A 25,225-nucleotide genomic window follows, 5' to 3' on the forward strand; every position below is an offset into this window, starting at 1 on the left:
CCTGCCTAGCGGCGCAGGTACGTGACGAAGCGATAGCGGATGCCCGTGCGCGACTCCTGCCAGGCCTCCGTCGTGGCGTTCTGCTCCCAGACGGCCCCGTCGATCGCCGGTGCCCGCGTGTCGCCGTCGACCTCGAGGTCGATCTCGGTGACCTCGAGCCGATCGGCCAGAGACACCGCCTGCCGATAGATCTCGCCACCGCCGATCACCCAGACGTCATCGGCCGAGCCGCCCCCGGTATCGACAGCGGACTGCACGGATTCGGCGCGCTCAGCTCCAGCGGAGGTCCAGTTGTCCTGGCGGGTCACGACGATGTTCCGGCGCCCGGGGAGGGGGCGGAACCGCTCGGGCAATGAGTCCCAGGTCTTCCGCCCCATCACGACAGTGCTCCCGGCGGTCAGCTCACGGAAGTGGGCCATGTCCTCCGGCACGTGCCACGGGATGCCCCCGCCGTCGCCGATCACCCCGCCCCGGGCCTCGGCCCAGATCAGCGAGACCGTCACACGGCCACCGCCGCGCGGATCGCCGGGTGGTGCTCGTACCCCACGACCTCGAAGTCCTCGTACTCGTAGTCGAAGACGCTCGCCCGCTCGGCCGTGATCCGCAGCGTCGGCGGAGCGAAGGGCTCGCGCGTGAGCTGCTCCCGCACCTGCTCGACGTGGTTGTCGTAGATGTGGCAGTCTCCGCCGGTCCAGACGAAGTCGCCGAGCCCGAGCCCGGTCTGCGCCGCGATCATCTGCGTCAGCAGTGCATAGCTGGCGATGTTGAACGGCACCCCCAGGAAGAGGTCGGCGCTGCGCTGATAGAGCTGGCACGACAGCTTGCCGTCGGCCACGTAGAACTGGAACAGCGCGTGGCAGGGCGCCAGCGCCATACCGGGGATCTCGGCCACGTTCCACGCCGACACGATCATGCGCCGCGAATCGGGATCGGTGCGGATCGTGTCGATGACCTGCTGGATCTGGTCGATCTGGGCACCGTCGGGAGTCGGCCAGGAACGCCATTGCACCCCGTACACCGGACCGAGCTCGCCGTCGCCGTCGGCCCACTCGTCCCAGATGCTCACGCCGTGCTCCTGCAGCCAGCGCACGTTGCTCTCGCCGCGCAGGAACCAGAGCAGCTCGTACGCGATCGACTTGAAGTGCACCCGCTTCGTGGTGATCAGCGGGAAGCCCTCGGCGAGGTCGAAGCGCAGCTGCCGGCCGAACACGCTGCGCGTGCCGGTGCCCGTGCGATCGGACTTCGGGGTGCCGTGCTCGAGCGTCTCGCGCAGCAGGTCTTCGTACGGAGTGGCGATGGCGGAGGTCACCCTCCGACTTTATCCGCTGGAGCCGAGGCGCGGTCCAAGAAGTACGCTGGGCATCGAGGGAAGGACGCACGACGTGAAGCGGATCAACATCCTGTACGCAGGCAAGCAGTACTCCATCTCGGGACGCGACCTCGAGGAGGTCAAGGAGGAGATCCGCTCCGCCGTCGAGACGGCCGTCCCGTCCTGGCTCGAGGTCAACGTCGGCGAGGGCCGGTACAAGCGCGCCGACATCCTCCTCTCCCCGGGCGTCGACGTCACGGTCATCGGCATCGACGCCGACGACTGACCCGATGCCCACCTCGCCGATCCCGGTGCACCGTCTGCTGCCGCCTCCGACGACCGCGACACGGCTTCCGCTGTGAGCGGCGTCACGCCGCAGCCCTCGAGCCGGATCGCACCTCCGCTGGCCGGGCTCCTGCACGAGCAGGACTGGCAGTCGCTGACGTTCCTGCACTGGCGGGTCGACCCCGCGGTCGTGGCGCCGCACCTGCCGCCCGGCACCCGTCCCGACGTCTTCGACGGCTCGGCCTGGGTCGGCCTCATCCCCTTTCGCCTGGCCAACGCCACGGCGCCCTGGTTCCACGCGCTCGGCCCGATCCCGTACGCCGGGACCTTCCCCGAGATCAACGTACGCCTCTACTCCGTCGGCGACGACGGCCGCCGCGGGGTCGTCTTCTCCTCCCTCGAGTCGTCGCGCCTGGCGTCGGTCTCGGCCGCGCACGCGCTCTTCGGCCTTCCCTACCGCTGGGCCCGCATGTCGATCACCACGGCAGCCGACCGCACCATCAGCTACCGCTCCGAACGCCTCGGCGCGAACGGCTTCGGTGGCCGCCCCGGCCCGCACTCCCGCATCGACGCCCGCCCCGGAACCACCGACCGCTCCGCCGACCCCCTCGCCGTCTTCCTCACGGCCCGCTGGGGACTCCACATCGCCCGCGGCAGCCGCACCCTCTTCATCCCGAACGAGCACCCGCCCTGGCCTCTCGTGGACGCCGAGCTGACCTTCCTCGACGACGAGCTCCTCGCCGCCGCCGGCTTCCCCGAGCTCGCCTCCCGCCCGCCCGACTCGGTGCTCTTCTCGCCCGGCATCCACACGGCCTTCGGCCGCGCCCTCCCGTCCCCCTCCTGATCCCACTCGCCCGACCGCTCTGAGGGTTCGCGCGCCGGCGCCGGACGGAGTGGCGAGCCCGTCAGCAGCGGCGGGACGCGCATCCGGAGCCCGGGATAATGGTCGGGTGCCTCTTGAGACCCCCGCCCTCGGCCTGCTGCTCGACGTCGACGGGCCGATCGCCGACCCCGTCACCCGCACCATCGCCATCCCGTCGATCGCCGCCGACCTGGTGGCGCTCGCGAACGCCGGCATTCCGATCGCGTTCAACACCGGGCGATCGGACGGCTTTCTCAAGGGCGAGGTCGTCGGGCCCCTGGTCGACGGCGGCCTGAACCGCGACGCGCGCGTGTTCGGCGTCTGCGAGAAAGGCGCCGTGTGGTTCGCGATCACGCCCGACGGTGCGGGGGAGCTGTTCATGGCGGAGAGCCTCGTTCCGACGAAGGAGTTCTCGACCGCGGTCGAGCGGATGGTCGACGAGCGCTTCGCGGAGTGGATGTTCTTCGACCACACCAAGCGTGCATCCCTCGCCGTCGAGCAGCGCACCGACGTCGAGTCCACCGACTATCTCGCGGTGCAGGACGACTTCTGCCGCGCCGCCGTCGATCTGTGCAGAGAATTCGACTACGGCGTGATGTGGAGGACCGAATCGTTCCCCGCGTCGGACGGCAGCGTCACGAAGCGCATCGACCCCACGATCATCTCGGTGGACATCGAGTCGATCGTGGTCGGCAAGGACTACGGCGCCGAACGCGCCATCGCCCTGATCGGGGCGACCGGCCCGGTTCCCCGCCGCTGGCACACGGTCGGCGACTCCCGCACCGACTACGCGATGGCCGACTGGCTGCACGCCCACGACTTCCACGTCGAGCACGTCGACGTGCGCCCGGCCGACGGCCTGCTCGAGAAGCCCTACCCCGTCCTCACCGCAGCCGACCCGGCCATCACGAACGACGCGGCGGGCGCCGCCTTCCTCCGCACCTGGACGACCGACCTCCTGGGCGCCTGACCACCTGGGCGCCTGACCTCCTGGGCGCCAGACCTCCCAGGCGAATCCTCCTCGGCGCCTGACCCTCGCCCGCCCCTGTCAGCCGCGCCGGATCCGCGCGACCCGCCCCCGAACCGCCGCCACGAGATCGAGCGGCGCCAGCTCGATGTCGAACCCCCGCCGCCCACCCGACACGAAGATCGTCGCGAACTCCAGCGCCGCATCGTCGAGCACCGTCTCGAGCGGCGTCTTCTGCCCGATCGGCGAGATCCCGCCCACGACGTACCCGCTCTTCCGCTCCGCGACCGCCTTGTCCGCCATCGACGCCTTCTTCGCCCCGAGCGTCCCGGCGAGCACCTTCAGATCGAGCTGGTCGCGCACCGACACGATCCCGATCCCGAACCCGGTGTCGGTCGCGACCATCAGGGTCTTGAACACCCGCCCCGCCTCCACACCGAGCTCGCGCGCGGCCTCGGCCCCGAAGTCGGTGGCCGCGGCATCGTGCTCGTACACATGCGGCACGAAGCGGATGCCCGCCCGCACCAGCCCCTGAGTCGCCGCCGTCGTGGGCCCCGCACCCGCGGCGCTGCCCTTCTTCCTCACCACCGTGCGCGAACCCCCGTGCGACCGCATCTGCGCCCGAAGGCACCGGGCCGCCACCGCACGCCGGCGCTCATGCCATGCCCTCGAGCCCGAGCGTCACCCGCAGGAACGCCGACACGTCGTCCAGCTCCTCCCGCGAGATGGAGTGCGCGATGCCCGGGTACAGCCGCTCCACCACGCGGAACCTCGACGGCACGAACTCAGCCGTCCGGGCGATCGCATCCGGCGCGATGATCGGGTCGCCGACGTCACGCCCCCAGAACAGCGGCGGACGCACCGCTGCCAGCTCGTCATCCGTCGGAAGGCTGCCCGGCGCGCTCGCCCCCGAGAGGTTCACGGCCGCGGCGAAGCGGTGCACGCGCATCCTGAGCAGCTGGATCGACATCATGCCGCCCTGCGAGAACCCCATCGCGGCGATGGCGCGCGGCGCCCCGTACTCGGCCTCGACGCGGTCGAGCCAGCCGAGGACGGCGACGGCGGCCTCGGTCGCGGCTTCGGAGCTGACGCCCGGGGCGTCGAGCGGGAACCAGCTCCACCCGCCCATGCCCCATGGCTCGCCGGAGATCGGTGCCCTGAGGAAGGCGTACACGGCGTCGGCCGGCAGCATCGGCAGCAGCTGAGCGAGGTCGTTCTCGTGCGACCCGCGGCCGTGCATGACGATCACGAGAGGCGCGTCGACCAGCCGCTCGGACAGTTCCTCCCGCGGCACCGACCACACCACCGCGCTGTCGTCGATCCGAAGCTCCGTGTCGCTCATGCTCCGAATCTACCGCCCCTGCTGCAGGCCGAGCTCTCGGGCGACCGGAGGCAGGCGACGGGAGGCGGACAGCGGGTACCGGGCAGCTCTATCGCACTGCGGGCGGCCGGCGTAGCATGCCGGGCATGGAGCATCCGCGGCTGTTCGACCCCGACGACGCGATGGTCGCGCGGCTCCGCGAGCTCTGCCTGCGCTACCCCGAGTCGGCCGAGGTCGAGGCCTGGGGGAGACCGACGTTCCGGGCCGGCAAGAAGCTCTTCGCGATCGCGGGCGCGTCGATGCACCGGCCGCAGAGCGTCGTGTTCAAGCCGGCGACGGATGAGCATCCCGCCCTCTCGGAGCTCGACGACGTCTTCGTGCCGCCCTACTTCGGCCCCGCGGGCTGGCTCGCCATCGACCTCGGCCCCCGCACGGACTGGGCCTTCGTGGCCGAGCTGCTCGACACGTCCTACCGCCAGGTGGCCCTGAAGCGCCAGCTCGCAGCCCTCGCCACCGCCGGCCTCACCCCGAACCCGTCGACCGCCGTCTGACGCCGACGGCCCTGCCACGGTCGTCCTCACGCCGACCTGGCCGAGCGCTGTCTGACGCCGCAGGCTCGACGGGTCACCCACCTCCTACGTCTGGCAGTGCGGGCACCAGTAGGTCTCGCGCAGCGACAGCTCCGACGCCCCCAGCTGCCCGTGCCGGATGCGCGTTCCGCACCGCCGGCACGGCTTGTTCTCGCGCCCGTACACCCACACCTGCTTGCCCGGCCGCAGATCGCCGGTGGTCGTGCGCTCGACGCGGTCGCGGTTCACCGTGATCAGCTTCTTCGCCAGCGCCACCACCGCGGGCAGATCGGGCACCTCCGCCACAGGGCGCTGCGGACGCACCCCGCGGAGGAAGCACAGCTCGTTCGCATAGACGTTGCCGAGCCCCGCGAGGTTGCGCTGATCGAGCAGCGCCACGTCGATCTCGCGCGCCCCGTCGGCGGCGAGTCGTCGCACGGCCTCGTCGGCATCCCAGTCGGGCCCGAGCAGATCGGGGCCGAGATGCCCGACGACCTCGTCCTCCTTGTCGCGCGGCACGATCTCGACCGTTCCGAGGTCGAACCCCACCGTCACCCAGTCGGCGTTCTCGAGGATGATCCGAGCCTGGTGCGCCGGCCGCCGCCACGCGGTGCCGTGCCGGTAGATGTGCCACGACCCCTCCATCTTCAGGTGGGTGTGGATGCTCGCCGCCCCCACCCGCGTCAGCAGGTGCTTGCCCCGGGCGACCACGCCCTCCACCGTCTGGCCCGTGAAGTCCACCGCCGCATGCTGCGGCACACGGATGTCGCAGCGCGTGAGCACCCTGCCCGCCAGCGCCTCGTCGAGGTGCACCGCGGTGCGGTAGACGGTGTCTCCCTCAGGCACGGAGCCTCAATCCCCGTGGCGTTCCGGTGAAGCCCGCCGCCTCGAGCGCGCCGCCGACCGTCGTGCCGAGCACGAAGTCGCCGTTCACCCGCTCGACCGCCAGCTTGTCGACGCGGCCGGTCGTGACCGCGTGGGCGAGCGAGCGCGTGGCGACCGCCAGCACCTCCTCGGAGTCGCTGAACGCCAGCGCCGTCTTCCCGCCTCGCTCGAGGTAGAGCGTGAGGGCGCCGTCGACAAGCACCACCAGGGCGCCCGCCTTGCGGCCGGGCTTGTGGCCCTCGACCGTCGGCCACGGCAGCGCCGCCCCGAACGGATTCGCCGGATCGGTCGCCGCCAGGGTCATCGCCTCGGGCGCACGGTCGCGGCCGCTGTCGCGCCCCACCGCGTCGGGGGCGAAGCCGCGCAGGCGGTCGATCGTGCCACCGGTCGCGAACTGGGCGGCGCCGAGGGTCTCGACGAAGTACCCGCGCCGGCACCGCCCCGACTCCTCGAACTGGCTGAGCACCCGGTAGACCAGGGCGAAGCCACCCGGCACACGCTCGTTCATCACCGAGCCCCGCGTGACCAGGCCGTAGCGGTCGAGCAGCATCTCGGCCGTGCCGTGAGCGCGCAGTGTGGCATCGCCGACGGGCTCGGGCAGTAGCGACCATCGCCCGCCCGCGGTCGGCGGGCCGACGCGGGTCTGCATGGAGGCCCGGGCGATGCCGCGACCGCGGTACATGCGCGACCGCGCGGCGGGCCGCTTGGTGGCATGCGCCGCCTTGCCCGAGCCGGTGAGGGTGCGCAGCGGCGCGACGGTGTCGTTCGTGACGAGGCCGGCCCACACCAGATCCCAGATGGCGTCGACCACGGCCTGGTCGGTCGGCGGCACCACGAGCGCCGATGCGGATGAACCCGCGGCCCCGGTCGAGCCGACCGCCCCGGCGGAGCCGCCCACCTCAGCGGAGCCCGCCTCCGACGCGTCGTCGGGGACAGCGCCCCGCAGGATCGCCGCCCCCACCTCGTCGGCCAGCGACCGGAAGAAGTACGCGCCACCTCGCGACAGCGCAGCCAGCACGGCCGCGTGCACGGGCGTCTCGTCGAACGGCTCGGGCGGCGTGGCCGAGAGCGGCAGCGTGTCGAGGGTGTGGAACGCGACCCACCCGTCACTGCCCGGCAGCGACCCGCGCCCCGACCAGACGACCTCGCCCGAGGCCGTGAGCTCGTCGAGCATCGCCGGGCTGTAGTCCCGCACCCGGGCGGGCAGCACGAGGTTCTCCCACGCCGAGGCCGGCACGGGCACCCCGGCCAGCTGCTCGATCACGGTCAGCACGCCGTCGACGCCGCGGAGCGACCCGCCGACGTGCTGCCACGACGGCAGGAAGCGGGCGAGCGTCTGCGTGCCGACCGGCTCGACCTCGTGACGGAGCGCCGCGAGCGAACGGCTCCGCAACCTCCGCAGCACCTCCGCGTCGCACCACTCGGTGCCCCCGGCCTGCCCGAGCGCCGGCAGCGCCGACGGCAGCGGCTCGCCGTCGAGCACGGCGATGGCCGTACCGTCCCCGGACGGATCCTCGGACGACACTTCGGAAGAAGTCGACGCAGAGACCGGCCCCGACCCGGTCGGCCTGAACTCCCCTTCGACGACACGTCGGTCGGCCGAGAGTCGCCGCAGCGCATCCGTCACCACCGCCACGCCCAGCCCGAACCGGGCCGCCACCTCGTGCGCGAGGAACGGCCCGTGCGTGCGCGCGTAGCGGCTGACGAGGTCGATCACCGGATGCTCGACCGGTGCGATGAAGGCATCGGGAACGCCGAAGGGAATCGGCACCCCGAGCGCATCGCGCAAGCGCCCGGCGTCTTCGATGCTCGCCCACTGCGGACGCCCCGCGAACGTCACCGGCAGTGCCCGCTTCGCCGCCACCAGTTCGGTGAGCGCCGCGGCGACGTCGAACTCCTGCGAGCGGGCCTGCACCTCGGCGGTGGTGAGCGGCCCGAGCATCCGCAGCAGATCGGCCACGCCCTCGAGGTCGCGAGCACGACGCTCGGGGGCGAGGCGCTGCAGCTCGCGCTCGGTGTCGTCGATGACCGACGGGTCGAGCAGTTCGCGCAGCTCCGCACGCCCCAGCAGCTCGGACAACAGGCTCGGGTCGAGCGCCAGCGCCGCCGCCCGGCGCTCAGCCAGCGGGCTGTCGCCCTCGTAGACGAACGAGGCCACGTAGCCGAACAGCAGCGAGCGCGCGAACGGCGACGGCTCGCCCGACTCGACCTCGACCACGCGGATGCGCCGGGCGTCCAGGTCGCGCGCGAGGGCGAGCAGCGACGGCAGGTCGTAGACGTCCTGGAGGCACTCGCGCACGGTCTCGAGGATGATCGGGAACGACGGGTACTTGCGCGCCACCTCGAGCAGCTGCGCCGAGCGCTGCCGCTGCTGCCAGAGCGGCGACCGCTTGCCCGGGTTCTGGCGGGGGAGGAGCAGCGCCCGCGCCGCGTTCTCGCGGAACCGCGACGCGAACAGCGCCGAGCCGCCCACCTCCTCGGTGACGAGCTGCTCGAGCTCGGCCGGATCGAACAGGAACAGCTCGGCCGAGGGCGGCTCGCTCTCGGTGTCGGGCAGCCGCACGACGATGCCGTCGTCGCTCGCCACGGCGTTCGCATCGATGCCGAAGCGCTCCCGGATGCGGGCGTTGATCGCGAGCGCCCACGGCGAGTGCACCTGCATGCCGTACGGGGAATGCAGCACCACGCGCCAGTCGCCGAGCTCGTCGCGGAACCGCTCCACCACCATCGTGCGGTCGCTCGGCACGTGACCGGTGGCCTCGCGCTGCTCGGTGATGAACGCCACGAGGTTGGCTGCGGCCCACTCGTCGAGCCCCGCCCGCTCCGACAGCGTGCGAGCGCCCTCCTCGTCGGCCGCCGCGACCGAGCGGGTGAACTCGCCGATGGCCCGGCCGAGCTCGGCGGGGCGCCCGATGCCCTCGCCGCGCCAGAACGGCAGGCGACCGGGCTGCCCGAACGCGGGCGTCACGAGCACGCGGTCGTGGGTGATCTCGTGGATGCGCCAGCTCGTCGCCCCGAGCGCGAACACGTCACCGACCCGGGATTCGTAGACCATCTCCTCGTCGAGCTCGCCCACCCGCCGGCCCGGCGCGGAGCGGGCCGACCCGGTCGACGGATCGGCATCCGTCGGCTCACCGCCCACCATGAAGACGCCGAAGAGTCCGCGGTCGGGGATGGTGCCACCGCTCGTGACCGCGAGGCGCTGGGCGCCGGGGCGGCCGGTGAGGGTGCCGGCGTCGCGGTCCCAGACCAGGCGCGGGCGCAGCTCGGCGAACTCGTCGGAGGGGTAGAGACCCGAGAGCAGGTCGAGCGTGGCCTCGTACGCCGAGCGGGGCAGGTTCGTGAAGGAGGCGCTGCGGCGCATCACGTCGAACCACTCCTCCACGTCGATGGCCTCGAGCGCGCAGGCCGCGACAGTCTGCTGGGCGAGGATGTCGAGCGGGTTCGCGGGCACCGAGAGCGTCTCGATCAGGCCCTCGCTCATGCGGAGCGAGACGACCGCCGAGTGGATGAGGTCGGCCCGGTGCTTCGGGTACAGCAGCCCCTTCGACACCTCGCCGACCTGGTGGCCCGCGCGACCGACGCGCTGCAGCCCGCTCGCGACCGACGGCGGCGCCTCGACCTGCACCACGAGGTCGACGGCGCCCATGTCGATGCCGAGCTCCAGGCTCGACGTCGCCACGACGCAGCGCAGCCGACCCGACTTCAGGTCGTCCTCGATGATGGCCCGCTGGTCCTTCGAGACCGAGCCGTGGTGGGCGCGGGCGAGCACGAGCTCGGCGCCCTCGGTCTGGCCGGCCTGCCCCATCAGCTGCGCGGGCGACGCGGATGCGAGTGCCGCCCCTCCGGCCCCAGCCGCTGCGGCGCCCTCCATCGGCGGCATCGACCCCTCGACCGGCGGCAGTGACACGGTGGCCCCGGCCTCGCGCAGCAGCCGCTCCACACCCTCCTCGAGCATCGCGTCGACGCCGCGCTCGAGCTCCTGCGCCGTGGCGAGCCGCTCGCTGTAGATCTCGTTCAGCCGCGCGGTGAGCCGCTCGGCCAGCCGCCGGGAGTTCGCGAACACGATCGACGAGCGGTGCTCGAGGATGCGGTCGACGATGTCCTCCTCGACGTGCGGCCAGATCGACCCCTGCTCCGGCGCGCTCGCGGCGGCGGCCGATCCCTCGAGCGCCGACCGGTTCTCGGCGGGCGGGATCTGCGACATGTCCTCGACCGGCACCACGACCCGCAGGTCGAACTTCTTCGTCGACGGCGGCGCCACGATCGTCACCGGACGCCCACCGGCGAGGAACCGCGCCACCTCCTCGCGCGGGCGCACGGTGGCCGAGAGCCCGATGCGCTGTGCCGGCTGCGCGAGCAGCGTGTCGAGCCGGTCGAGGCTCACGGCGAGGTGCGCGCCGCGCTTGGTCGCCGCCACGGCGTGCACCTCGTCGATGATCACCGTGGTGACCTCGGCGAGCGACTCGCGCGCGCTCGAGGTGAGCATGAGGAAGAGCGACTCGGGCGTCGTGATGAGGATGTCGGGCGGGTTCTTCGCGAGCCCCCGCCGATCGGCTGCCGGGGTGTCGCCCGAGCGCACGCCCACCGTGATGACCGGCGGCTTGGCACCCAGCCGCTTCGCCGTCTGCGTGATGCCCACGAGCGGCGAGCGGAGGTTGCGCTCGACGTCGACCGCGAGAGCCTTCAGCGGCGAGACGTACAGCACCGAGGTCTTGCGCGGCTTGTCGTCGCTCAACGTGGTCGCCAGCCGGTCGATCGCCCAGAGGAAGGAGGCCAGCGTCTTGCCCGAGCCGGTCGGCGCCACCACGAGCGCGTGCGCTCCGCTGGACACCGCCGTCCAGGCGCCCTCCTGCGCCGCGGTCGGCCCGGAGAAGGCTCCACGGAACCACTCGCGGGTCGCGGGGGAGAACTGGTCGAGCACGTCGCTCATCCCCTCATCCTGTCCCACACCACCGACATCGGCGCGGACGCGGGTGGGCATCGGGTAAGAATGGGGTATGAGCGTTCGCACCCCCGACCCGAACTCCGGCTGGCTGAGCGACGGCGAGCTCGCCGAGATCAGGCGCCGCCTGCCGCTGCTCTACGTCGAGGCCGTGCCCGTGCGGGTCGACGGACTGGGCCAGGTCGTCGAGGTCGGCGTGCTGCTGCGGGTCGGGCCGAGCGGCACCATCGCCCGCACCCTCGTCTCGGGCCGGGTGATGTACGGCGAGACCCTGCGCGACGCGCTGTTCCGCCACCTCGAGAAGGATCTCGGGCCGATGGCCTTCCCGCAGCTGCCCGCCAGCCCGGTGCCGTTCCAGGTCGCCGAGTACTTCCCGCTGCCCGGTGTCTCACCCTTCTACGACGAGCGCCAGCACGCGGTCTCGCTCGCCTACGTCGTGCCCGTCACGGGCACCTGCGAGCCCCGCCAGGACGCCCTCGAGCTCACCTGGATGACCCCGCAGGAGGCCGCCTCGAACGCCGTCGCCGACGACATGGAGGGCGGCCGCGGCGGCCTGCTCCGCTCGGCCCTCGCCTCGGTCGGCCGACTGCTCTAGTCTCGGCAGCAGCCGTTCGGTCTCGACAGCAGCCGTTCGAGACGCCGAGCGGCCCGCCGCGAAGGAGCCCGCCGTGCCCGCCGACTACCCGCACCGCCAGTTCGACGACGCCGCGGCCTTCGACGCCTTCCTCGCCGAGCACGGCGCGAGCGAGCCGGGCGTGCGCCTGCGCATCGCGAAGAAGGGCAGCGAGCACACCACGATCACCCACTCCGACGCGATCGACGTGGCGCTCTGCCACGGCTGGATCGACGGCATCCGCAACGCCCTCGACGCCGACTTCTTCCTGCAGACCTTCACGCCGCGCCGCCCGCGCAGCCTCTGGTCGAAGGTCAACCGCCTGCGTGTCGAGGCCCTGATCGAGGCGGGGCGGATGCGCCCGGCAGGCCTCGCCGAGATCGATCTGGCGAAGAGCGACGGCCGGTGGGAGGCCGCGTACGACTCGCAGCGCACCATCGAGGTGCAGCCCGACCTCGCCGCCGCGCTCGAGGCGAACCCCGAGGCGAAGGCCTTCTTCGCCACGCTGTCGAGCCAGAACCGCTACGCGATCCTGTTCCGTCTGCACAACCTCAAGCGCGCCGAGACGCGGGCCCGCCGCATCGACGAGTTCGTGGCGATGCTCGCGCGGCACGAGACCGTGTACCCGCAGTAGCCGTCCGGGCTGCCGCGGCCGCGCATCCGCTCGCTTGTCTGCACACCCGCAGACGGCGAACGGCCCGCCTCACGAGGAGACGGGCCGTTCGATGGTTCAGGATGCTCGATCAGCGCGAGCGGCGACGACCGCCGGCCGAGTTGGCCGAGAACGAGGCTGCCGACTGACGGGGGCGGTCGGCTCCGCCGCCCTGCCCGCCCTGGCCGCCGCGACGGCCGCCCTCGCCGGAGCCGGACGCCGAGCCGTGGCTCGAGGAGCCCGCGCCGGAGCCGCCCGAGGAGGTGCTGTAGAACGAACGGCTTCCGCCGCCGACGCCGCCGGCGGCGGAACCGCCACGACGTCCGCGACCCGCGCCACCGTTCCCGCCGGCACCGCCCGAGCGCGAACCCGCGCCGACACCTTCACCGGAGCCGGAGCCGCCCGAAGCACCCGCGCCCCCGCGCCCGCTGCGCTTGCGCTGTGCATTGGCGCCGGTCGAGGTGCCGCCGTTGCGGCCGCGCGAGACGCCGTCGTTGCCGGTGCGGCGCTGACCCGAGTCGGGCAGCGGCGTGAGCACGGGCTTGACGTACGCGGCGACCTCGCCGACGAGGGCGTTGACCGACGCGGAATCGGCCGTGACGACCTCGGGGGTGACCTGGATGGCCGCCTTGCGGAGGAGGTCCTTCACGTCCTTGCGCTGCGTGGGCAGCATGATCGTGACGACGTCGCCCGCCGAGCCGGCGCGGGCGGTGCGGCCCGAGCGGTGCAGGTACGCCTTGTGCTCCTCCGGCGGGTCGACGTGGATGACGAGCTCGATGTCGTCGACGTGCACGCCGCGGGCGGCGACGTCGGTGGCGACGAGCACCTTGACGGTGCCGGCGCTGAACGACGCGAGGTTGCGGTCACGGGCGACCTGCGAGAGGTTGCCGTGCAGGTCGACGGCCGGGATGCCCGACGCGGTGAGCTGCTTCGCCAGCTTCTTGGCGTGGTGCTTCGTGCGCATGAAGAGGATGCGACGGCCGGTGCCCGAGGCGAGCTTCTCGACCAGCACGCGCTTGGACTCGACCGACTCGGTCTCGAACACGTGGTGGGTCATCGCGGCGACGGGCGAGTTGGCCTCGTCGACCGAGTGCAGCACCTCGTTGTGGAGGAAGCGGCGCACCAGCTTGTCCACGCCGTTGTCGAGCGTGGCCGAGAACAGCAGGCGCTGTCCGTTCGAGGGGGTCTTGTCGAGGATGCGCGTGACGACGGGCAGAAAGCCCAGGTCGGCCATGTGGTCGGCCTCGTCGAGCACGGTGATCTCGACGGCGTCGAGCGAGACGAAGCCCTGCTTCATCAGGTCTTCGAGGCGGCCGGGGCAGGCCACGACGATGTCGACGCCGGCCTTGAGGGCGGCGACCTGGCGGGACTGCGAGACGCCGCCGAAGATGGTGGTGGTGGTCATGCCGTAGGCCTTGGCCATGGGGGCCAGCACGGCGTCGATCTGGGTGGCGAGCTCGCGGGTCGGGGCCAGCACGAGGCCGACGGGGCGGCCGGGGCGGCGCTTGCCGCCGGCGAGGGTGCCGCCGAGACGGGCGACCATCGGGATGGAGAAGGCCAGGGTCTTGCCCGAGCCGGTCTTGCCACGGCCGAGCACGTCGCGGCCGTTCAGGGTGTCGGGGAGCGTGTCGACCTGGATCGGGAACGGCTCGGTGATGCCGCTCGCGGTGAGCGTGGCCACCAGGGGAGCGGGGACGCCGAGCGCGGCGAAGGAGGTGGGGGTCTGGGACAAAGGTGACTGCCTTTCAGGCATTCGTCCGGACACGCCGCATTCCCGCAGCCCATCCGGAGTGATGGCGAACGCACCGACGGTGCATCCGTTCGCCGCAAGAAGTATCTGCAAATGGGGCGGCACACGAGGCCACACCCAGAGAAGAGGGAGCGTTCTTTCGACGCACGGGGCTCGCTATCGAGCCCTCGAGTGACTTCAGTCTAGCGCATCGGCCGCCGGGCCCGTCTCGAGCGGCGCGTCGCCGTAGCTCTCGCCCACGCCGATCGGCACCGCGACGCGGTTTCCGGGCTGCGCCAGAGGGCACGCCCAGGCCGGGTCGTAGGCGCAGGAGGGGTTGTAGGCGAAGTTGAAGTCGAGCACTGGCCGGGCGCCGTCGGCCTGGTCGGCGCCGGGGGCGAGGGCGGAGTTCAGCGAGGCGCCCTTGATGGTGTCGATCAGGTAGCGGCCGCCGCCGTAGGTGCCGCCGGGTCTGCCGGCCAGGGCGTCTTTCACGGGCACGAAGAGACCGCCGCCATAGGAGGTGAGGCGCCAGACGTCGAGCTCGCCGACGCCGTCGATTCGCGCGATACCGAGCAGTTCGAACGGCACCACGCCGTCGGTTCCGGTGGCGAACTCGAACGATCGTGGCCGCGGGTCGTCGGCGTCCGGCTCGTCGATCGTCACCTCGAAGCGCCAGGCCGGGTCGTAGGGGGCCACGGGCAATCCGCTGAAGCCGTCGCGGTCCTCGGGTAGCAGCGGGGTGGCCGGGTGCGCGGCGAAGAGCCCGTCGCGTTCGTCGCGCCAGAACGCGTGGGCGTCGGACACCTGCCCGGCGGCGGTGAGGCGGCGCACCTCCTCGTAGATGCCGAACACGCGCATCCGCCAGTCTGCGGTCTGGAGCGCCGTGACCGCACGGGCGTTCATGCCCCCGACCCCTCGGCCGCTGCGTCGGTCTCGGTGGCCGAACCGGCGTCGGCGTCGGGCTCGGCGTCGGCCGGCTTCGGCAGGTCGTACGCCCACGTCGGCGCCAGCTGCTGCAGCTTGCGCCCGCGCCACTGCCAGAACGCCCACAGGCTGTACCAGGCGAACGGGGTCAGCACGCCCGCGCCGATCTTCAGCTGGTCGCGGTAGAGCGTCTTGCCCGTGCCGGCGGGGTCGGGGGCGATCGCCATCTGGTGATCCCATAGCTTGATCGTGCTGACCGCTCCCGTCACGCCCTGGCCCGAGTCGTGCACGATCCGCACGTCGCCGTGCTGCCGGGTCTCGAAATTGAGGCGGATGATCTGCTTGCCCATCGGGATGACCCCGCCGCCACGCATCTCGACCGGGTGCTGCCCCGGCTCCCAGACCGTCGGGAACCCGTCGGCCGCCAGCGACTCGATCTCGACCAGAGGGCTCGACACCTCCCGGAACACCGCGGGGGAGCGGATGGCCCGCCAGGCGGCATCGGGATCGCAGTCGAGGACGAGCTTCAGGAGTACGCGCATGATCACAGTGTGGACGGCGCCTCCGACATCGCCTAGCAGGCGCCTCACAGCCAGGCTCGAAGGTACGGACGCGAAGGCGTAGCGTGAGACCGACATTGGAGGTCACATGAAAGCTGTCCTGAACGGCACCGTCATCGCCGAAGCCCCGAAAGACGACCTGATCGCGATCGAGGGCAACTGGTACTTCCCGCCCGCGAGCGTCAACTCGGAGTACCTCGAGAAGAGCCCGACGCCCTACACCTGCCCGTGGAAGGGCGAGTGCCAGTACTTCAGCGTGAAGGACGGCGACGAGCTCCTGAAGGACCGCGCCTGGAGCTACCCGCACCCCTACGAGGGCGCCTTCGACCGCGTCGGCAAGGACTTCTCCGACTACGTCGCCTTCTGGAAGGAAGTCCAGGTCACCGACTGAGCCGGCCTTCTCGCGGCATCGTTGAGCACAAACTGCTCAGGATGCCCGGCGGCACTCCTCCCTTAGCGTGATCGGTCGACGCCCACCCCGGCGCCGACCGATCCGAGGAGCTCCATGTCCCCCGCCCACCCCCCTGTCGCCCCTGTCCCGTGCCGTCCGGCTGCGCGCCGCCTCGCCGCACGCGGACTCATCGCGACCGTCGCCGTCGCTCTCCTGGCCCCCGCTCTCGTGGCGGCTGGGGCATCGAGCGCTCGCGCCCTCGACCTGCCCCCGATGCCCATCTCCCTGTGGCACGACCTCGCGTCGATCACGCCGACGGCGCAGGTGAAAGTGCTGGCGCCCGACGCCGCAGGCGCCGTCTGGTACTTCAATTCCGACGGGAAGGATTTCGTGCGCATCGACGCCGCGAGTCACTCCCAGACCGTGTACCCATTCAGCGGCATCACCTGGGCGATCGCCATGGTGGTCGCACCCGACGGCATCATCTGGTTCTCGAACCCGCTGAACACCTCGCTCGGAGCACTGGATCCGCGCACCGGAACCATCACGTATCACCGTCTGACCGGCGTGCTCGAAGCGCCGACGAGCCTCGCGGTCGGTGCCGATGGGAGTATCTGGTTCGGCGACGCCGCCACGGAGCAGCTCGGTCGCCTCGACACCACAGGAGCGCTGACGCTTCTCGCCGAGCCGACGTCGAACGACGTGAACGGGGTGGCCTCGACCGCCGATGGCCGCATTTGGTACAGCCGGGGAGGAACAGACGGTGTGGGCGTCTACGACCCCGCGACCGGGTCGTTCTCGGATGCGGGGCTCACAGCGGGAACCGGTTCGGAGATCACCGTGTCGAAGACAGGTGACGTCTGGGCTGCCAGCTACGACGCCGCCTCCGCGGTCTCGACCTTTTCGAGGATCACCCCGACCGGTGCCGTCACCTCGTTCCCGGTAGCTGCTCCGGGAACAGCCGCGGTGCTTCCGGCGGACATCAGTGCGGGCGAGAACTCGGACATCGTCTTCCTCGATCCGAACTATGGTTTCGGCACGGTCGACGCCTCGGGCGCGGTCAGTTTCAGCCGCCTCGACGGCACCCGCACGTCGATCGTGCTCGACCCTCAGGGCCACCTCTGGGTCAACGACCGGTTCTCCGACAACCTGCTCTGGTCGTGACGACGTGATCAGAAGAAGAGACGGTCGGAAGCGAACCGCCGCAGCAGTCCTCGTCGGCGCATTGACGCTGTCGGCGGGTGTGATCGCTGCGGGGCCGGCCGGGGCGTGGGAGCTGCCGCCTCGGGATTATGCGACGTGGCACGAGTACGAGGCCGCGACCGCGGGCGGGAGTCCTGGGCCGCTGGTCGTGGCGCCGGGCGACATCGTCTGGTACGCCGACACGCTCGAGAACGAGATCGTGAAGGTGCCGGCCGCCGCGCCGGCCTCGGTGGAGCACTTCCGGCTGGGGGCGCTCGCGCCGGGCATCTCCGATCTGGCCGCGGCGAGCGACGGCACGATCTGGTTCGGCGACTTCCTGAACGCCGCCATCGGGCGGCTCGACCCGGCGACGGGTGACGTGACGGAGTATCCGCTGGGTGGGGCCTTCGACACCGCGACCTCGCTGACGAACGGGCCCGACGGCGCCCTCTGGTTCGGCGATCCGTCGAACGGGGGGATCGGGCGCATCGCGCTCGACGGCAGCATCACCCGCGTGCCCGACCCGGCCGGCGCCGGCGTGTACGGCATCGCCGCCGCCGACGACGGGCGGCTCTGGTACACCCGCGACGGCCTCGGCTCGCTCGGCGCCTACGACCCGGCGACGGGCGACCTCGACATCGTGCCGGTCGGGGTGAGCGGCTTCACCGGGCTGACCGCGGCGGCCTCGGGCGGCGTCTGGGTGGGCGGCATCGACACCGTGGTGAAGGTCGAGACCGACGGCGCCGTCAGCAAGCGCATCACCATCCCGGCACCGCCGTTCAGCCCCGTGGTGCCGCGCCACCTCGTGTCGGCCGACGACGTCGACCTCGCCTTCACCGACGGCGACCGTGGCCTCGGCCGCGTCGACCTCTGGGGCAACGTCTCGTTCTCCCGCCCGCCGTTCGCGGGATCCGAGCCCGACCGCCTCGGCGTCACTTCCTACGGCTCCCTCTGGTACAGCGACCGAGGCCGCCAAACCCTCGGCAACGTGTGAAGCAGTTCAGGCCGAGCGGGGCGTGGCGCGGCGCGCCGCCGTCACGTCCCGTCGCGTCCACGCGATGAGGTGCGCCGGCGAGAACCCCCGCGCGCACAGGCTGCACGAGAGCCGCGCCGCCGGCTTCCGGTGCCGGTAGTAGGAGTGCCCCGCCGGGCAGACGCCCACCCACGGCGCCAGCTCGTCGGCCCGCGTGCCGTCATGCAGCCGCGAACCCTCGTACCCGAGAGTCCGGGCGATGGACACCCACGCGGGCCCGTGCCCCGCAGCCGCCCCGGCCAGCGCGTGCGCCACCTCGTGCAGCAGGATCTGGTGGATCTCGTCGTCGTCGTACCGAGCCGCCAGGTGACGCGACACCGTGATGCGGTGCGCCGTGTAGTTGCACTGCCCCGCGCGCGTCTTCGCGTTGTCGAAGCCGAAGCTCCAGACCGCTGGATCGAGGTGCATCCTGATCAGGGCGTTCGCCCAGGTCGTGACGCGCGAGAGTTCGGCCATCCGGGAATTATGCCGCGAGCAGCGACTCGGTCACGGCGACCGCCACGAGGGCGCTCTCCAGCTGGTCGATCGAGGCGCCCTGGCGCTCCATCAGGAACACGGCCGCCTTGAAGTCGACGAGGGCCGCGTCGTAGTCCTGCGTCTCGAAGTGCACCTTGCCGCGGCTGAGCGTGGCGATCGCCTCGAGCGCGCCCCACTCGTGCGTCTGCGCCTCCTCGACGCAGAGCCCGAGCTCCTGCAGCGCCGCCGGGTACTTGCCCTGGTACTGCTGCACCTGCGCCCGACGGATGCGCGCGCCGAGCGCCATCTCCCGGTCGCCGGAGAAGCGCGCCTGGCGCACGGCCTCGTTCGCGATCACGAAGGCGTCGTCGAGCTTGCCGAGCAGGCGCAGCAGCACGACCTTCTCGTTGAGCGCGCTGAGGCTGCGCAGCAGGCCGAGCTCGTTCAGGCGCTCCGTCGCGGCCTGCACGTCGACCTTCTCGCGCAAGGTGGTCATGTCGTAACCCGTGATGATGCTCAGTTCGTGCTCCTGGTGCTCGAGATCCCTCGACAAGCGTACCCAGGACGAGGGACATCCCCGGGCGCGACACCGGCGAACACCCGCGAACACCGCCAACACCGAGCGCCAACACCGAGCGCGAGCGAACACCCGCGAGCACGATCACCCGGCCGGAACCAGCTCCACCCGATACAGCACGTCGTCCCCGGCCCGAGGCTCCCCGCGCCCGTCCGTGTTGTTCGTCAGCAGATACAGCGACGAACCCGGCCCCCGCACCACATCGCGGATCCGCCCGAACTGCCCCGTGTAGTGCTCCTGGGCCGACCCGTCGAAGCGGATGCTCCACAGCCGTTCCCCGCCGAGCCCCGCCATGAACACGGTCTCCCCGACGACCGCGATCCCCGAGGGGCTGGCGTCATCCGTCGCCCACTGCTGCACGGGATCCACCAGTCCCGCCGACCCGGTCACCCCCTCCGACAGCGGCCACCCGTAGTTGGCGCCCGGCGTGATGCGGTTGATCTCGTCCCAGGTGTTCTGCCCGAACTCCGCAGCCCACATCGTCCCGTCGGCCGCCCACGCGATCCCCTGCGGGTTCCGGTGCCCGAGCGACCACACGGGCGATCCCGGGAACGGGTTGTCCGCCGGCACAGCTCCTTCGGCCGTCACCCGCAGGATCTTCCCGCCCAGCGAGTCCAGCGTCTGCGCGTTCGCCCCGTCGCTCGCGTCACCCGCGGTCACGTAGAGCATCCCGTCCGGCCCGAACTTGATCCGCCCGCCGTTGTGGTTCGACGCCTTGGGCAGCCCGGTGAGCACCTCGGTGACGGCGCCCGCCGATCGCGCGCCCGGTGCGCCCGACAGCGGCATCCGCACCACCCGGTTGTCGTCGGCCCCGGTGAACATCGCGTAGAGCCAGGTTCCGGATGCCCCCTCCGACGTCGTGATGCCGAGCAGCCCTCCCTCGCCGAGCGCCGACACCCCGGGCACGGTGGTCACGGGCACGGCCCGGCCGTCCACGATCTCCACCACGGCCCCCGTGTCCCGCTCCGACACGAACAGCGATCCGTCCCCGAGCGTCGCGATCGACCACGGAGCCGGCAGCCCCGACGCCACCACCGTCGGCAACCCCGACGGCACCAGTGGCCCGAGATCCTCGACGGGAGCCGAGGAAGCAGAAGGAGACGGAGAGGGCGAAGCTGAAGCCGAGCCAGAAGGAGACGACGCAGAAGGAGACGACGCAGACGGAGACGGCATCGCCGTCGAAGCCCCCGTCGGCCCCCTTGTCACCGAGGGCTCCGCCGAGCATCCGGCCAGCACCACCGCGGCCAGCGCCAAGGCACCGGCACCCGCGAACGACCTCGATCGGCTCATGACGACCTCCTCTTAGTCGTCCATCCTCTTCCGGTCGACCTGGAAAATGCTCCGAGCCGGCGCGGGCGACTTCACCGCGGTCTGGTCGGTGGCCACGGCGGCCCCCGCGGTGAACTGCCGCAGCTCGCCGCCGGTGACCATCTTCGCGGGCACCGGGTCGCTCGCGACCAGCCGCGGCATCCGCTCGAAGGGCAGGGGCGAGTTCGAGGCGAACGCGACGACGTTGCCGAACCGCCGCGCCTTCAGCATCTGCGGGTCGGCCACGATCGCGACGTCGGCGAACACCTGTCCGAGGGTCGCGGCCTGGCTGCGCGCGAACGCGAGCCCGGCCCCGTCGGCGACGTTCACGGCCACGAGGCCCGTGGGGGAGAGCACCGCCGCGACGGCGGTGTAGAACTCGACGCTCGTCACGTGCGCCGGTGTGCGCGCCCCGGCGAAGACGTCGACGACCACCACGTCGGCCGTGCCGCGCAGCCCGGGTGGCAGCTTCTCGAGCACCGCGCGGGCGTCGCCGTGACGAACCCGGATGCTCGCCCCCTTCGGCAGGGGCAGGTGCTCCCGCACGAAGCCCACGAGCTCGCTGTCGATCTCGACGACCTGCTGGCGCGAACCCGGTCGCGTCGCCTCGACGTAGCGGGGGAGCGTGAAGGCGCCGCCGCCCAGGTGCACCGCCGTGATGGGAGCACCGGGAGCCGCCACCAGGTCGATGCCGTGCCCGATGCGCCGCACGTACTCGAAGGAGAGGTAGCGCGGGTCGTCGAGGTCGACGTGCGACTGCGGCGTGCCGTCGACGATGAGCACCTGGGAGCCGGGGCGGAACCGGTCCTCTTCGAGCGTCGCCAGCAGGCCGTCGGCCAGTCGGGCGCGGGGAATCTCTCGATCTTTCACGCGTTATACCTGAGAAACCCAAACTGGTCAAGAATTCGACTGGACAGGCGTGTCGAAAGCGCCTATTGTGGTTCTTTGCGCTCCCAGAACACTCATGCCTTCATATTGTGGTCGGCAGCTGCCTGGTGACGGTCTTCGAATCGTCCCGTGCAGCAACACTCTAGAACCAGATGGCGGGTTCGGACCATATCTCGGGAGTTCTCGACACCACATCGACCGTAAGTAACGCAAGGGCCCGACGGGGTCCACGGAGGTTATTTCCTTGGCTGCTGCGCGCAACGCAACCACCACTTCACCCAAGAACGGCCGGGCCGCATCGCGGCTCTCGTTCGCCAAGATCACCGACACCCTGACCGTTCCGGATCTGCTGGCCCTGCAGACCGAGAGCTTCGACTGGCTGGTCGGCAACGACGTGTGGAAGGCACGCGTCGCGGAGGCCAAGGAGGCCGGCCGGCAAGACCTGCCGGGCCGCTCGGGCCTCGAGGAGATCTTCGAGGAGATCTCTCCCATCGAAGACCTCGGTGAGACCATGCAGCTCAGCTTCACGAGCCCGTTCCTCGAGCCCGAGAAGTACACCATCGACGAGTGCAAGGAGCGCGGTAAGACCTACGCCGCCCCGCTGTACGTCGAGGCCGAGTTCATGAACCACCAGACCGGTGAGATCAAGACGCAGACCGTGTTCATGGGCGACTTCCCGCTCATGACCGAGCGCGGCACGTTCATCATCAACGGCACCGAGCGCGTCGTCGTGTCGCAGCTCGTCCGCAGCCCCGGCGTGTACTTCGAGCGCACCCCCGAGAAGACCTCCGACAAGGACATCTACTCGGCGCGCGTCATCCCGAGCCGCGGTGCCTGGCTCGAGTTCGAGATCGACAAGCGCGACCAGGTCGGCGTGCGCATCGACCGCAAGCGCAAGCAGTCGGTCACCGTGTTCCTGAAGGCCCTCGGCCTGACCTCCGAGGAGATCCTCGAGGAGTTCAAGGGCTACGCGTCGATCGAGGCCACCCTGGAGAAGGACTCGATCCTCACCAAGGAAGAGGCCCTGAAGGACATCTACCGCAAGCTGCGCCCGGGCGAGCAGGTCGCCGCCGAGGCCGCGCGTGCGCTGCTCGACAACTTCTACTTCAACTCCAAGCGGTACGACCTGGCGAAGGTCGGTCGGTACAAGATCAACCGCAAGCTCGGCATCGACGCGCCGCTGTCCGACTCCGTGCTCACCACGCAGGACATCATCGCGACGATCAAGTACCTGGTCGCCCTGCACGACAACCGCACCACCCTCCCCGGTGTGCGCGACAGCAAGCCGGTCGACATCCGCCTCGACGTGGACGACATCGACCACTTCGGCAACCGTCGCATCCGCGCCGTCGGCGAGCTCATCCAGAACCAGGTCCGCACCGGTCTGTCCCGCATGGAGCGCGTCGTCCGCGAGCGCATGACCACGCAGGACATCGAGGCGATCACCCCGCAGACCCTGATCAACGTGCGCCCCGTCGTCGCCGCGATCAAGGAGTTCTTCGGAACCTCGCAGCTCTCGCAGTTCATGGACCAGAACAACCCGCTCGCGGGCCTGACCCACAAGCGCCGCCTGAGCGCCCTGGGCCCGGGTGGTCTGAGCCGTGAGCGTGCCGGTGTCGAGGTGCGCGACGTGCACCCCAGCCACTACGGCCGCATGTGCCCCATCGAGACCCCGGAAGGCCCGAACATCGGCCTGATCGGCTCGCTGGCGTCGTTCGCCCGCATCAACTCCTTCGGCTTCATCGAGACCCCGTACCGTCGCGTCGTCGACGGCGTGGTCACGGCGAACATCGACTACCTCACCGCGTCCGAGGAGGACGAGTACATCGTCGCCCAGGCGAACGCGCCGCTCACCGGCGACGCCAGGTTCGCCGAGGCCCGCGTGCTCGCCCGTAAGAAGGGTGGAGAGGTCGACCTCTTCCCGCAGGAGGACATCGGCTACATGGATGTCTCGCCGCGCCAGATGGTGTCGGTCGCGACCTCCCTCATCCCCTTCCTCGAGCACGACGACGCGAACCGCGCCCTCATGGGTGCCAACATGCAGCGTCAGGCCGTGCCGCTTCTCCGTTCGGAGTCGCCGCTGGTCGGAACCGGTATGGAGGGCTTCGCGGCCATCGACGCCGGCGACGTGGTCACCACGACGAACGCCGGTGTCGTGCAGGAGGTGTCGGCCGACGCCGTCACCGTCCAGCTCGACGACGGGGGAACCGACACCTACTACCTGCGCAAGTTCGACCGCTCGAACCAGGGCACGTCGTACAACCACCGCGTCATCGTCTCCGAGGGTGAGCGCGTCGAGGTCGGTCAGGTCATCGCGGATGGCCCGGCCACCGAGAACGGTGAGCTGGCGCTCGGCAAGAACCTCCTCGTGGCGTTCATGCCGTGGGAGGGTCACAACTTCGAGGACGCCATCATCCTGAGCCAGAACCTGGTGAAGGACGACGTGCTCTCGTCGATCCACATCGAGGAGTACGAGGTCGACGCCCGCGACACCAAGCTCGGCAAGGAGGAGATCACCCGTGACCTCCCCAACGTCAGCCCGGAGCTGCTGGCCGACCTCGACGAGCGCGGCATCATCCGCATCGGTGCCGAGGTGCGCCCCGGCGACATCCTCGTCGGCAAGGTCACGCCCAAGGGCGAGACCGAGCTCTCCGCCGAGGAGCGCCTGCTGCGCGCCATCTTCAACGAGAAGTCCCGCGAGGTCCGTGACACGAGCCTCAAGGTGCCTCACGGTGAAGAGGGCACGATCATCGCCGTCAAGGAGTTCTCGGCCGAGAACGACGACGAGCTCGGCTCGGGCGTCAACCAGCGCGTGGTGGTCTACATCGCCCAGAAGCGCAAGATCACCGCGGGTGACAAGCTCGCCGGCCGTCACGGCAACAAGGGCGTCATCTCGAAGATCCTGCCGGTCGAGGACATGCCGTTCCTCGCCGACGGCACTCCGGTCGACATCGTCCTGAACCCGATGGGCATCCCGGGCCGCATGAACTTCGGCCAGGTGCTGGAGACCCACCTCGGGTGGATCGCCAAGCAGGGCTGGGAGGTCGACGGCAAGCCGAAGTGGGCCGCGAACCTGCCTGAGCAGGCGCGTTCCGCTGCTCCCGGCACGAAGGTCGCGACCCCCGTGTTCGACGGCGCCTCCGAGGAGGAGATCGCGGGTCTGCTCGACTCGACGACTCCCACTCGCGACGGCGAGCGCCTGATCGGCTCCTCCGGAAAGACCCGTCTGTTCGACGGCCGTTCCGGCGAGCCGTACCCGGAGCCCGTCTCGGTCGGCTACATGTACATCCTGAAGCTGCACCACCTCGTCGACGACAAGATCCACGCTCGTTCGACCGGCCCGTACTCGATGATCACGCAGCAGCCGCTGGGTGGTAAGGCGCAGTTCGGTGGCCAGCGCTTCGGTGAGATGGAGGTGTGGGCCCTCGAGGCCTACGGTGCCGCGTACGCGCTGCAGGAGCTCCTGACGATCAAGTCCGACGACATCCTCGGCCGCGTGAAGGTCTACGAGGCGATCGTCAAGGGTGAGAACATCCAGGAGCCCGGCATCCCCGAGTCCTTCAAGGTGCTCATCAAGGAGATGCAGTCGCTCTGCCTTAACGTCGAGGTGCTCTCGGCCGACGGCACGGCGGTCAGCCTCCGCGACACCGACGACGAGGTGTTCCGCGCCGCGGAAGAGCTCGGCATCAACATCTCCAGCCGCTTCGAGTCGTCGTCCATCGACGACATCTGAGCCGGCAGCCACTAGAAGACTTTTTCCAGGAGA

Annotated in this window: 24 protein-coding genes; 11 read left to right on the forward strand and 13 right to left on the reverse strand. The window is 70.9% G+C overall.

The genetic code is table 11. The features are described 5' to 3' along the window. Nucleotides 1–5 precede the first annotated feature (5 nt). Nucleotides 6–503 (reverse strand): dihydrofolate reductase, encoded by a 498-nt coding sequence (locus HQQ85_RS14895; RefSeq protein WP_173183306.1) that lies wholly within the window; start codon nt 501–503, stop codon nt 6–8. Next, a complete protein-coding gene (locus HQQ85_RS14900; RefSeq protein ID WP_173183307.1) occupies nt 500–1,309 on the reverse strand; it encodes a thymidylate synthase in 810 nt (269 codons plus the stop codon). The genes HQQ85_RS14895 and HQQ85_RS14900 overlap by 4 nt, the downstream gene beginning before the upstream one ends. Before the next feature lie 73 nt (nt 1,310–1,382). On the opposite strand from HQQ85_RS14900, the gene HQQ85_RS14905 reads away from it, so the two are divergent. The 3 genes from HQQ85_RS14905 (at nt 1,383) to HQQ85_RS14915 (ending at nt 3,426) form a co-directional block, all read left to right on the forward strand. Then, on the forward strand, nt 1,383–1,595 hold the full coding sequence (locus HQQ85_RS14905) for a hypothetical protein (protein WP_173183308.1): 213 nt from the start codon (nt 1,383–1,385) through the stop codon (nt 1,593–1,595). A 72-nt stretch (nt 1,596–1,667) separates the two neighbouring features. Continuing rightward, nucleotides 1,668–2,438, forward strand: coding sequence for a YqjF family protein (locus HQQ85_RS14910; RefSeq protein WP_371741922.1), 771 nt, complete (start codon nt 1,668–1,670; stop codon nt 2,436–2,438). A 106-nt stretch (nt 2,439–2,544) separates the two neighbouring features. Then, nucleotides 2,545–3,426, forward strand: a complete 882-nt coding sequence (locus HQQ85_RS14915; RefSeq protein ID WP_173183309.1) for a hypothetical protein — start codon at nt 2,545–2,547, stop codon at nt 3,424–3,426. 78 nt (nt 3,427–3,504) lie between these two features. Here HQQ85_RS14915 and HQQ85_RS14920 read toward each other — a convergent pair whose 3' ends face one another. Then, a complete protein-coding gene (locus HQQ85_RS14920) occupies nt 3,505–4,011 on the reverse strand; it encodes an aminoacyl-tRNA deacylase (RefSeq protein ID WP_371741923.1) in 507 nt (168 codons plus the stop codon). Between the two features lie 67 nt (nt 4,012–4,078). Next, complete coding sequence (locus HQQ85_RS14925; RefSeq protein WP_173183311.1) at nt 4,079–4,765, reverse strand: alpha/beta hydrolase; 687 nt, start codon at nt 4,763–4,765, stop codon at nt 4,079–4,081. Nucleotides 4,766–4,890: 125 nt separating this feature from the next. Between HQQ85_RS14925 and HQQ85_RS14930 the strand changes: the two genes are divergently transcribed. After that, nucleotides 4,891–5,295, forward strand: a complete 405-nt coding sequence (locus HQQ85_RS14930) for an MmcQ/YjbR family DNA-binding protein (RefSeq protein ID WP_173183312.1) — start codon at nt 4,891–4,893, stop codon at nt 5,293–5,295. A gap of 84 nt (nt 5,296–5,379) precedes the next feature. Here HQQ85_RS14930 and HQQ85_RS14935 read toward each other — a convergent pair whose 3' ends face one another. Further along, entirely contained in the window at nt 5,380–6,159 is a 780-nt protein-coding gene (locus HQQ85_RS14935; protein WP_173183313.1) for an Fpg/Nei family DNA glycosylase, read from the reverse strand. Then, a complete protein-coding gene (locus tag HQQ85_RS14940) occupies nt 6,152–11,131 on the reverse strand; it encodes a DEAD/DEAH box helicase (protein ID WP_173183314.1) in 4,980 nt (1,659 codons plus the stop codon). Before HQQ85_RS14940 ends, HQQ85_RS14935 begins: the two co-directional genes overlap by 8 nt. Before the next feature lie 67 nt (nt 11,132–11,198). On the opposite strand from HQQ85_RS14940, the gene HQQ85_RS14945 reads away from it, so the two are divergent. Both HQQ85_RS14945 and HQQ85_RS14950 read left to right on the forward strand, forming a co-directional pair. Next, entirely contained in the window at nt 11,199–11,738 is a 540-nt protein-coding gene (locus tag HQQ85_RS14945) for an NUDIX hydrolase family protein (RefSeq protein WP_173183315.1), read from the forward strand. A gap of 73 nt (nt 11,739–11,811) precedes the next feature. After that, entirely contained in the window at nt 11,812–12,390 is a 579-nt protein-coding gene (locus HQQ85_RS14950) for a YdeI/OmpD-associated family protein (protein ID WP_173183316.1), read from the forward strand. A gap of 109 nt (nt 12,391–12,499) precedes the next feature. Here HQQ85_RS14950 and HQQ85_RS14955 read toward each other — a convergent pair whose 3' ends face one another. The 3 genes from HQQ85_RS14955 to HQQ85_RS14965 form a co-directional block, all read right to left on the reverse strand. Beyond that, nucleotides 12,500–14,161, reverse strand: coding sequence for a DEAD/DEAH box helicase (locus HQQ85_RS14955; protein WP_173183317.1), 1,662 nt, complete (start codon nt 14,159–14,161; stop codon nt 12,500–12,502). Nucleotides 14,162–14,335: 174 nt separating this feature from the next. Then, nucleotides 14,336–15,043: a DUF1684 domain-containing protein gene (locus HQQ85_RS14960; protein ID WP_173183318.1), complete on the reverse strand. Its 708-nt coding sequence runs from the start codon at nt 15,041–15,043 to the stop codon at nt 14,336–14,338. Next, on the reverse strand, nt 15,040–15,606 hold the full coding sequence (locus tag HQQ85_RS14965) for a hypothetical protein (RefSeq protein ID WP_173183319.1): 567 nt from the start codon (nt 15,604–15,606) through the stop codon (nt 15,040–15,042). Before HQQ85_RS14965 ends, HQQ85_RS14960 begins: the two co-directional genes overlap by 4 nt. Nucleotides 15,607–15,712: 106 nt before the next feature. Between HQQ85_RS14965 and HQQ85_RS14970 the strand changes: the two genes are divergently transcribed. The 3 genes from HQQ85_RS14970 to HQQ85_RS14980 all read left to right on the forward strand — a co-directional run bounded on the left by HQQ85_RS14970 (nt 15,713) and on the right by HQQ85_RS14980 (nt 18,191). Then, the gene (locus tag HQQ85_RS14970; protein ID WP_173183320.1) at nt 15,713–16,015 is read left to right on the forward strand and encodes a DUF427 domain-containing protein; all 303 of its coding nucleotides are present in this window, start codon (nt 15,713–15,715) and stop codon (nt 16,013–16,015) included. A 114-nt stretch (nt 16,016–16,129) separates the two neighbouring features. Further along, entirely contained in the window at nt 16,130–17,179 is a 1,050-nt protein-coding gene (locus HQQ85_RS14975) for a hypothetical protein (protein ID WP_173183321.1), read from the forward strand. Nucleotides 17,180–17,183: 4 nt separating this feature from the next. Next, a complete protein-coding gene (locus HQQ85_RS14980) occupies nt 17,184–18,191 on the forward strand; it encodes a hypothetical protein (protein ID WP_173183322.1) in 1,008 nt (335 codons plus the stop codon). 6 nt (nt 18,192–18,197) lie between these two features. Here HQQ85_RS14980 and HQQ85_RS14985 read toward each other — a convergent pair whose 3' ends face one another. The 3 genes from HQQ85_RS14985 to HQQ85_RS14995 form a co-directional block, all read right to left on the reverse strand. Beyond that, nucleotides 18,198–18,686: a SprT-like domain-containing protein gene (locus HQQ85_RS14985; RefSeq protein ID WP_173183323.1), complete on the reverse strand. Its 489-nt coding sequence runs from the start codon at nt 18,684–18,686 to the stop codon at nt 18,198–18,200. A gap of 7 nt (nt 18,687–18,693) precedes the next feature. Continuing rightward, nucleotides 18,694–19,182: a hypothetical protein gene (locus HQQ85_RS14990; RefSeq protein WP_246306444.1), complete on the reverse strand. Its 489-nt coding sequence runs from the start codon at nt 19,180–19,182 to the stop codon at nt 18,694–18,696. A 165-nt stretch (nt 19,183–19,347) separates the two neighbouring features. Next, nucleotides 19,348–20,235 (reverse strand): sorbosone dehydrogenase family protein, encoded by an 888-nt coding sequence (locus tag HQQ85_RS14995; RefSeq protein WP_371741924.1) that lies wholly within the window; start codon nt 20,233–20,235, stop codon nt 19,348–19,350. Here HQQ85_RS14995 and HQQ85_RS21690 point away from each other — a divergent pair. Continuing rightward, nucleotides 20,219–20,569, forward strand: coding sequence for a hypothetical protein (locus HQQ85_RS21690; RefSeq protein ID WP_371741925.1), 351 nt, complete (start codon nt 20,219–20,221; stop codon nt 20,567–20,569). The two genes, HQQ85_RS14995 and HQQ85_RS21690, sit on opposite strands and share 17 nt — an antisense overlap. Here HQQ85_RS21690 and HQQ85_RS15000 read toward each other — a convergent pair. Further along, on the reverse strand, nt 20,566–21,441 hold the full coding sequence (locus tag HQQ85_RS15000) for a fused MFS/spermidine synthase (RefSeq protein ID WP_173183325.1): 876 nt from the start codon (nt 21,439–21,441) through the stop codon (nt 20,566–20,568). The genes HQQ85_RS21690 and HQQ85_RS15000 overlap by 4 nt on opposite strands. 262 nt (nt 21,442–21,703) lie before the next feature. Between HQQ85_RS15000 and rpoB the strand changes: the two genes are divergently transcribed. Beyond that, complete coding sequence (gene rpoB, locus HQQ85_RS15005) at nt 21,704–25,192, forward strand: DNA-directed RNA polymerase subunit beta (RefSeq protein WP_173183326.1); 3,489 nt, start codon at nt 21,704–21,706, stop codon at nt 25,190–25,192. The last annotated feature ends 33 nt before the right edge of the window (nt 25,193–25,225 follow it).

The organism is Herbiconiux sp. VKM Ac-2851, from assembly GCF_013205105.1.
Classification (GTDB): Bacteria; Actinomycetota; Actinomycetes; order Actinomycetales; family Microbacteriaceae; genus Herbiconiux; species Herbiconiux flava.

What these genes read in the sequence shown, in the direction of transcription:
- HQQ85_RS14925 (WP_173183311.1), bottom strand. Translation starts at nt 4,765, where the DNA reads ATGAGCGACACGGAGCTTCGGATCGACGACAGCGCGGTGGTGTGGTCG.
- HQQ85_RS14985 (WP_173183323.1), bottom strand. Translation starts at nt 18,686, where the DNA reads ATGGCCGAACTCTCGCGCGTCACGACCTGGGCGAACGCCCTGATCAGG.
- HQQ85_RS14930 (WP_173183312.1), top strand. Translation starts at nt 4,891, where the DNA reads ATGGAGCATCCGCGGCTGTTCGACCCCGACGACGCGATGGTCGCGCGG.
- HQQ85_RS14945 (WP_173183315.1), top strand. Translation starts at nt 11,199, where the DNA reads ATGAGCGTTCGCACCCCCGACCCGAACTCCGGCTGGCTGAGCGACGGC.
- HQQ85_RS14970 (WP_173183320.1), top strand. Translation starts at nt 15,713, where the DNA reads ATGAAAGCTGTCCTGAACGGCACCGTCATCGCCGAAGCCCCGAAAGAC.
- HQQ85_RS14940 (WP_173183314.1), bottom strand. Translation starts at nt 11,131, where the DNA reads ATGAGCGACGTGCTCGACCAGTTCTCCCCCGCGACCCGCGAGTGGTTC.
- HQQ85_RS14955 (WP_173183317.1), bottom strand. Translation starts at nt 14,161, where the DNA reads ATGCCTGAAAGGCAGTCACCTTTGTCCCAGACCCCCACCTCCTTCGCC.
- HQQ85_RS14960 (WP_173183318.1), bottom strand. Translation starts at nt 15,043, where the DNA reads ATGAACGCCCGTGCGGTCACGGCGCTCCAGACCGCAGACTGGCGGATG.
- HQQ85_RS14990 (WP_246306444.1), bottom strand. Translation starts at nt 19,182, where the DNA reads ATGACCACCTTGCGCGAGAAGGTCGACGTGCAGGCCGCGACGGAGCGC.
- HQQ85_RS14975 (WP_173183321.1), top strand. Translation starts at nt 16,130, where the DNA reads ATGTCCCCCGCCCACCCCCCTGTCGCCCCTGTCCCGTGCCGTCCGGCT.
- HQQ85_RS14965 (WP_173183319.1), bottom strand. Translation starts at nt 15,606, where the DNA reads ATGCGCGTACTCCTGAAGCTCGTCCTCGACTGCGATCCCGATGCCGCC.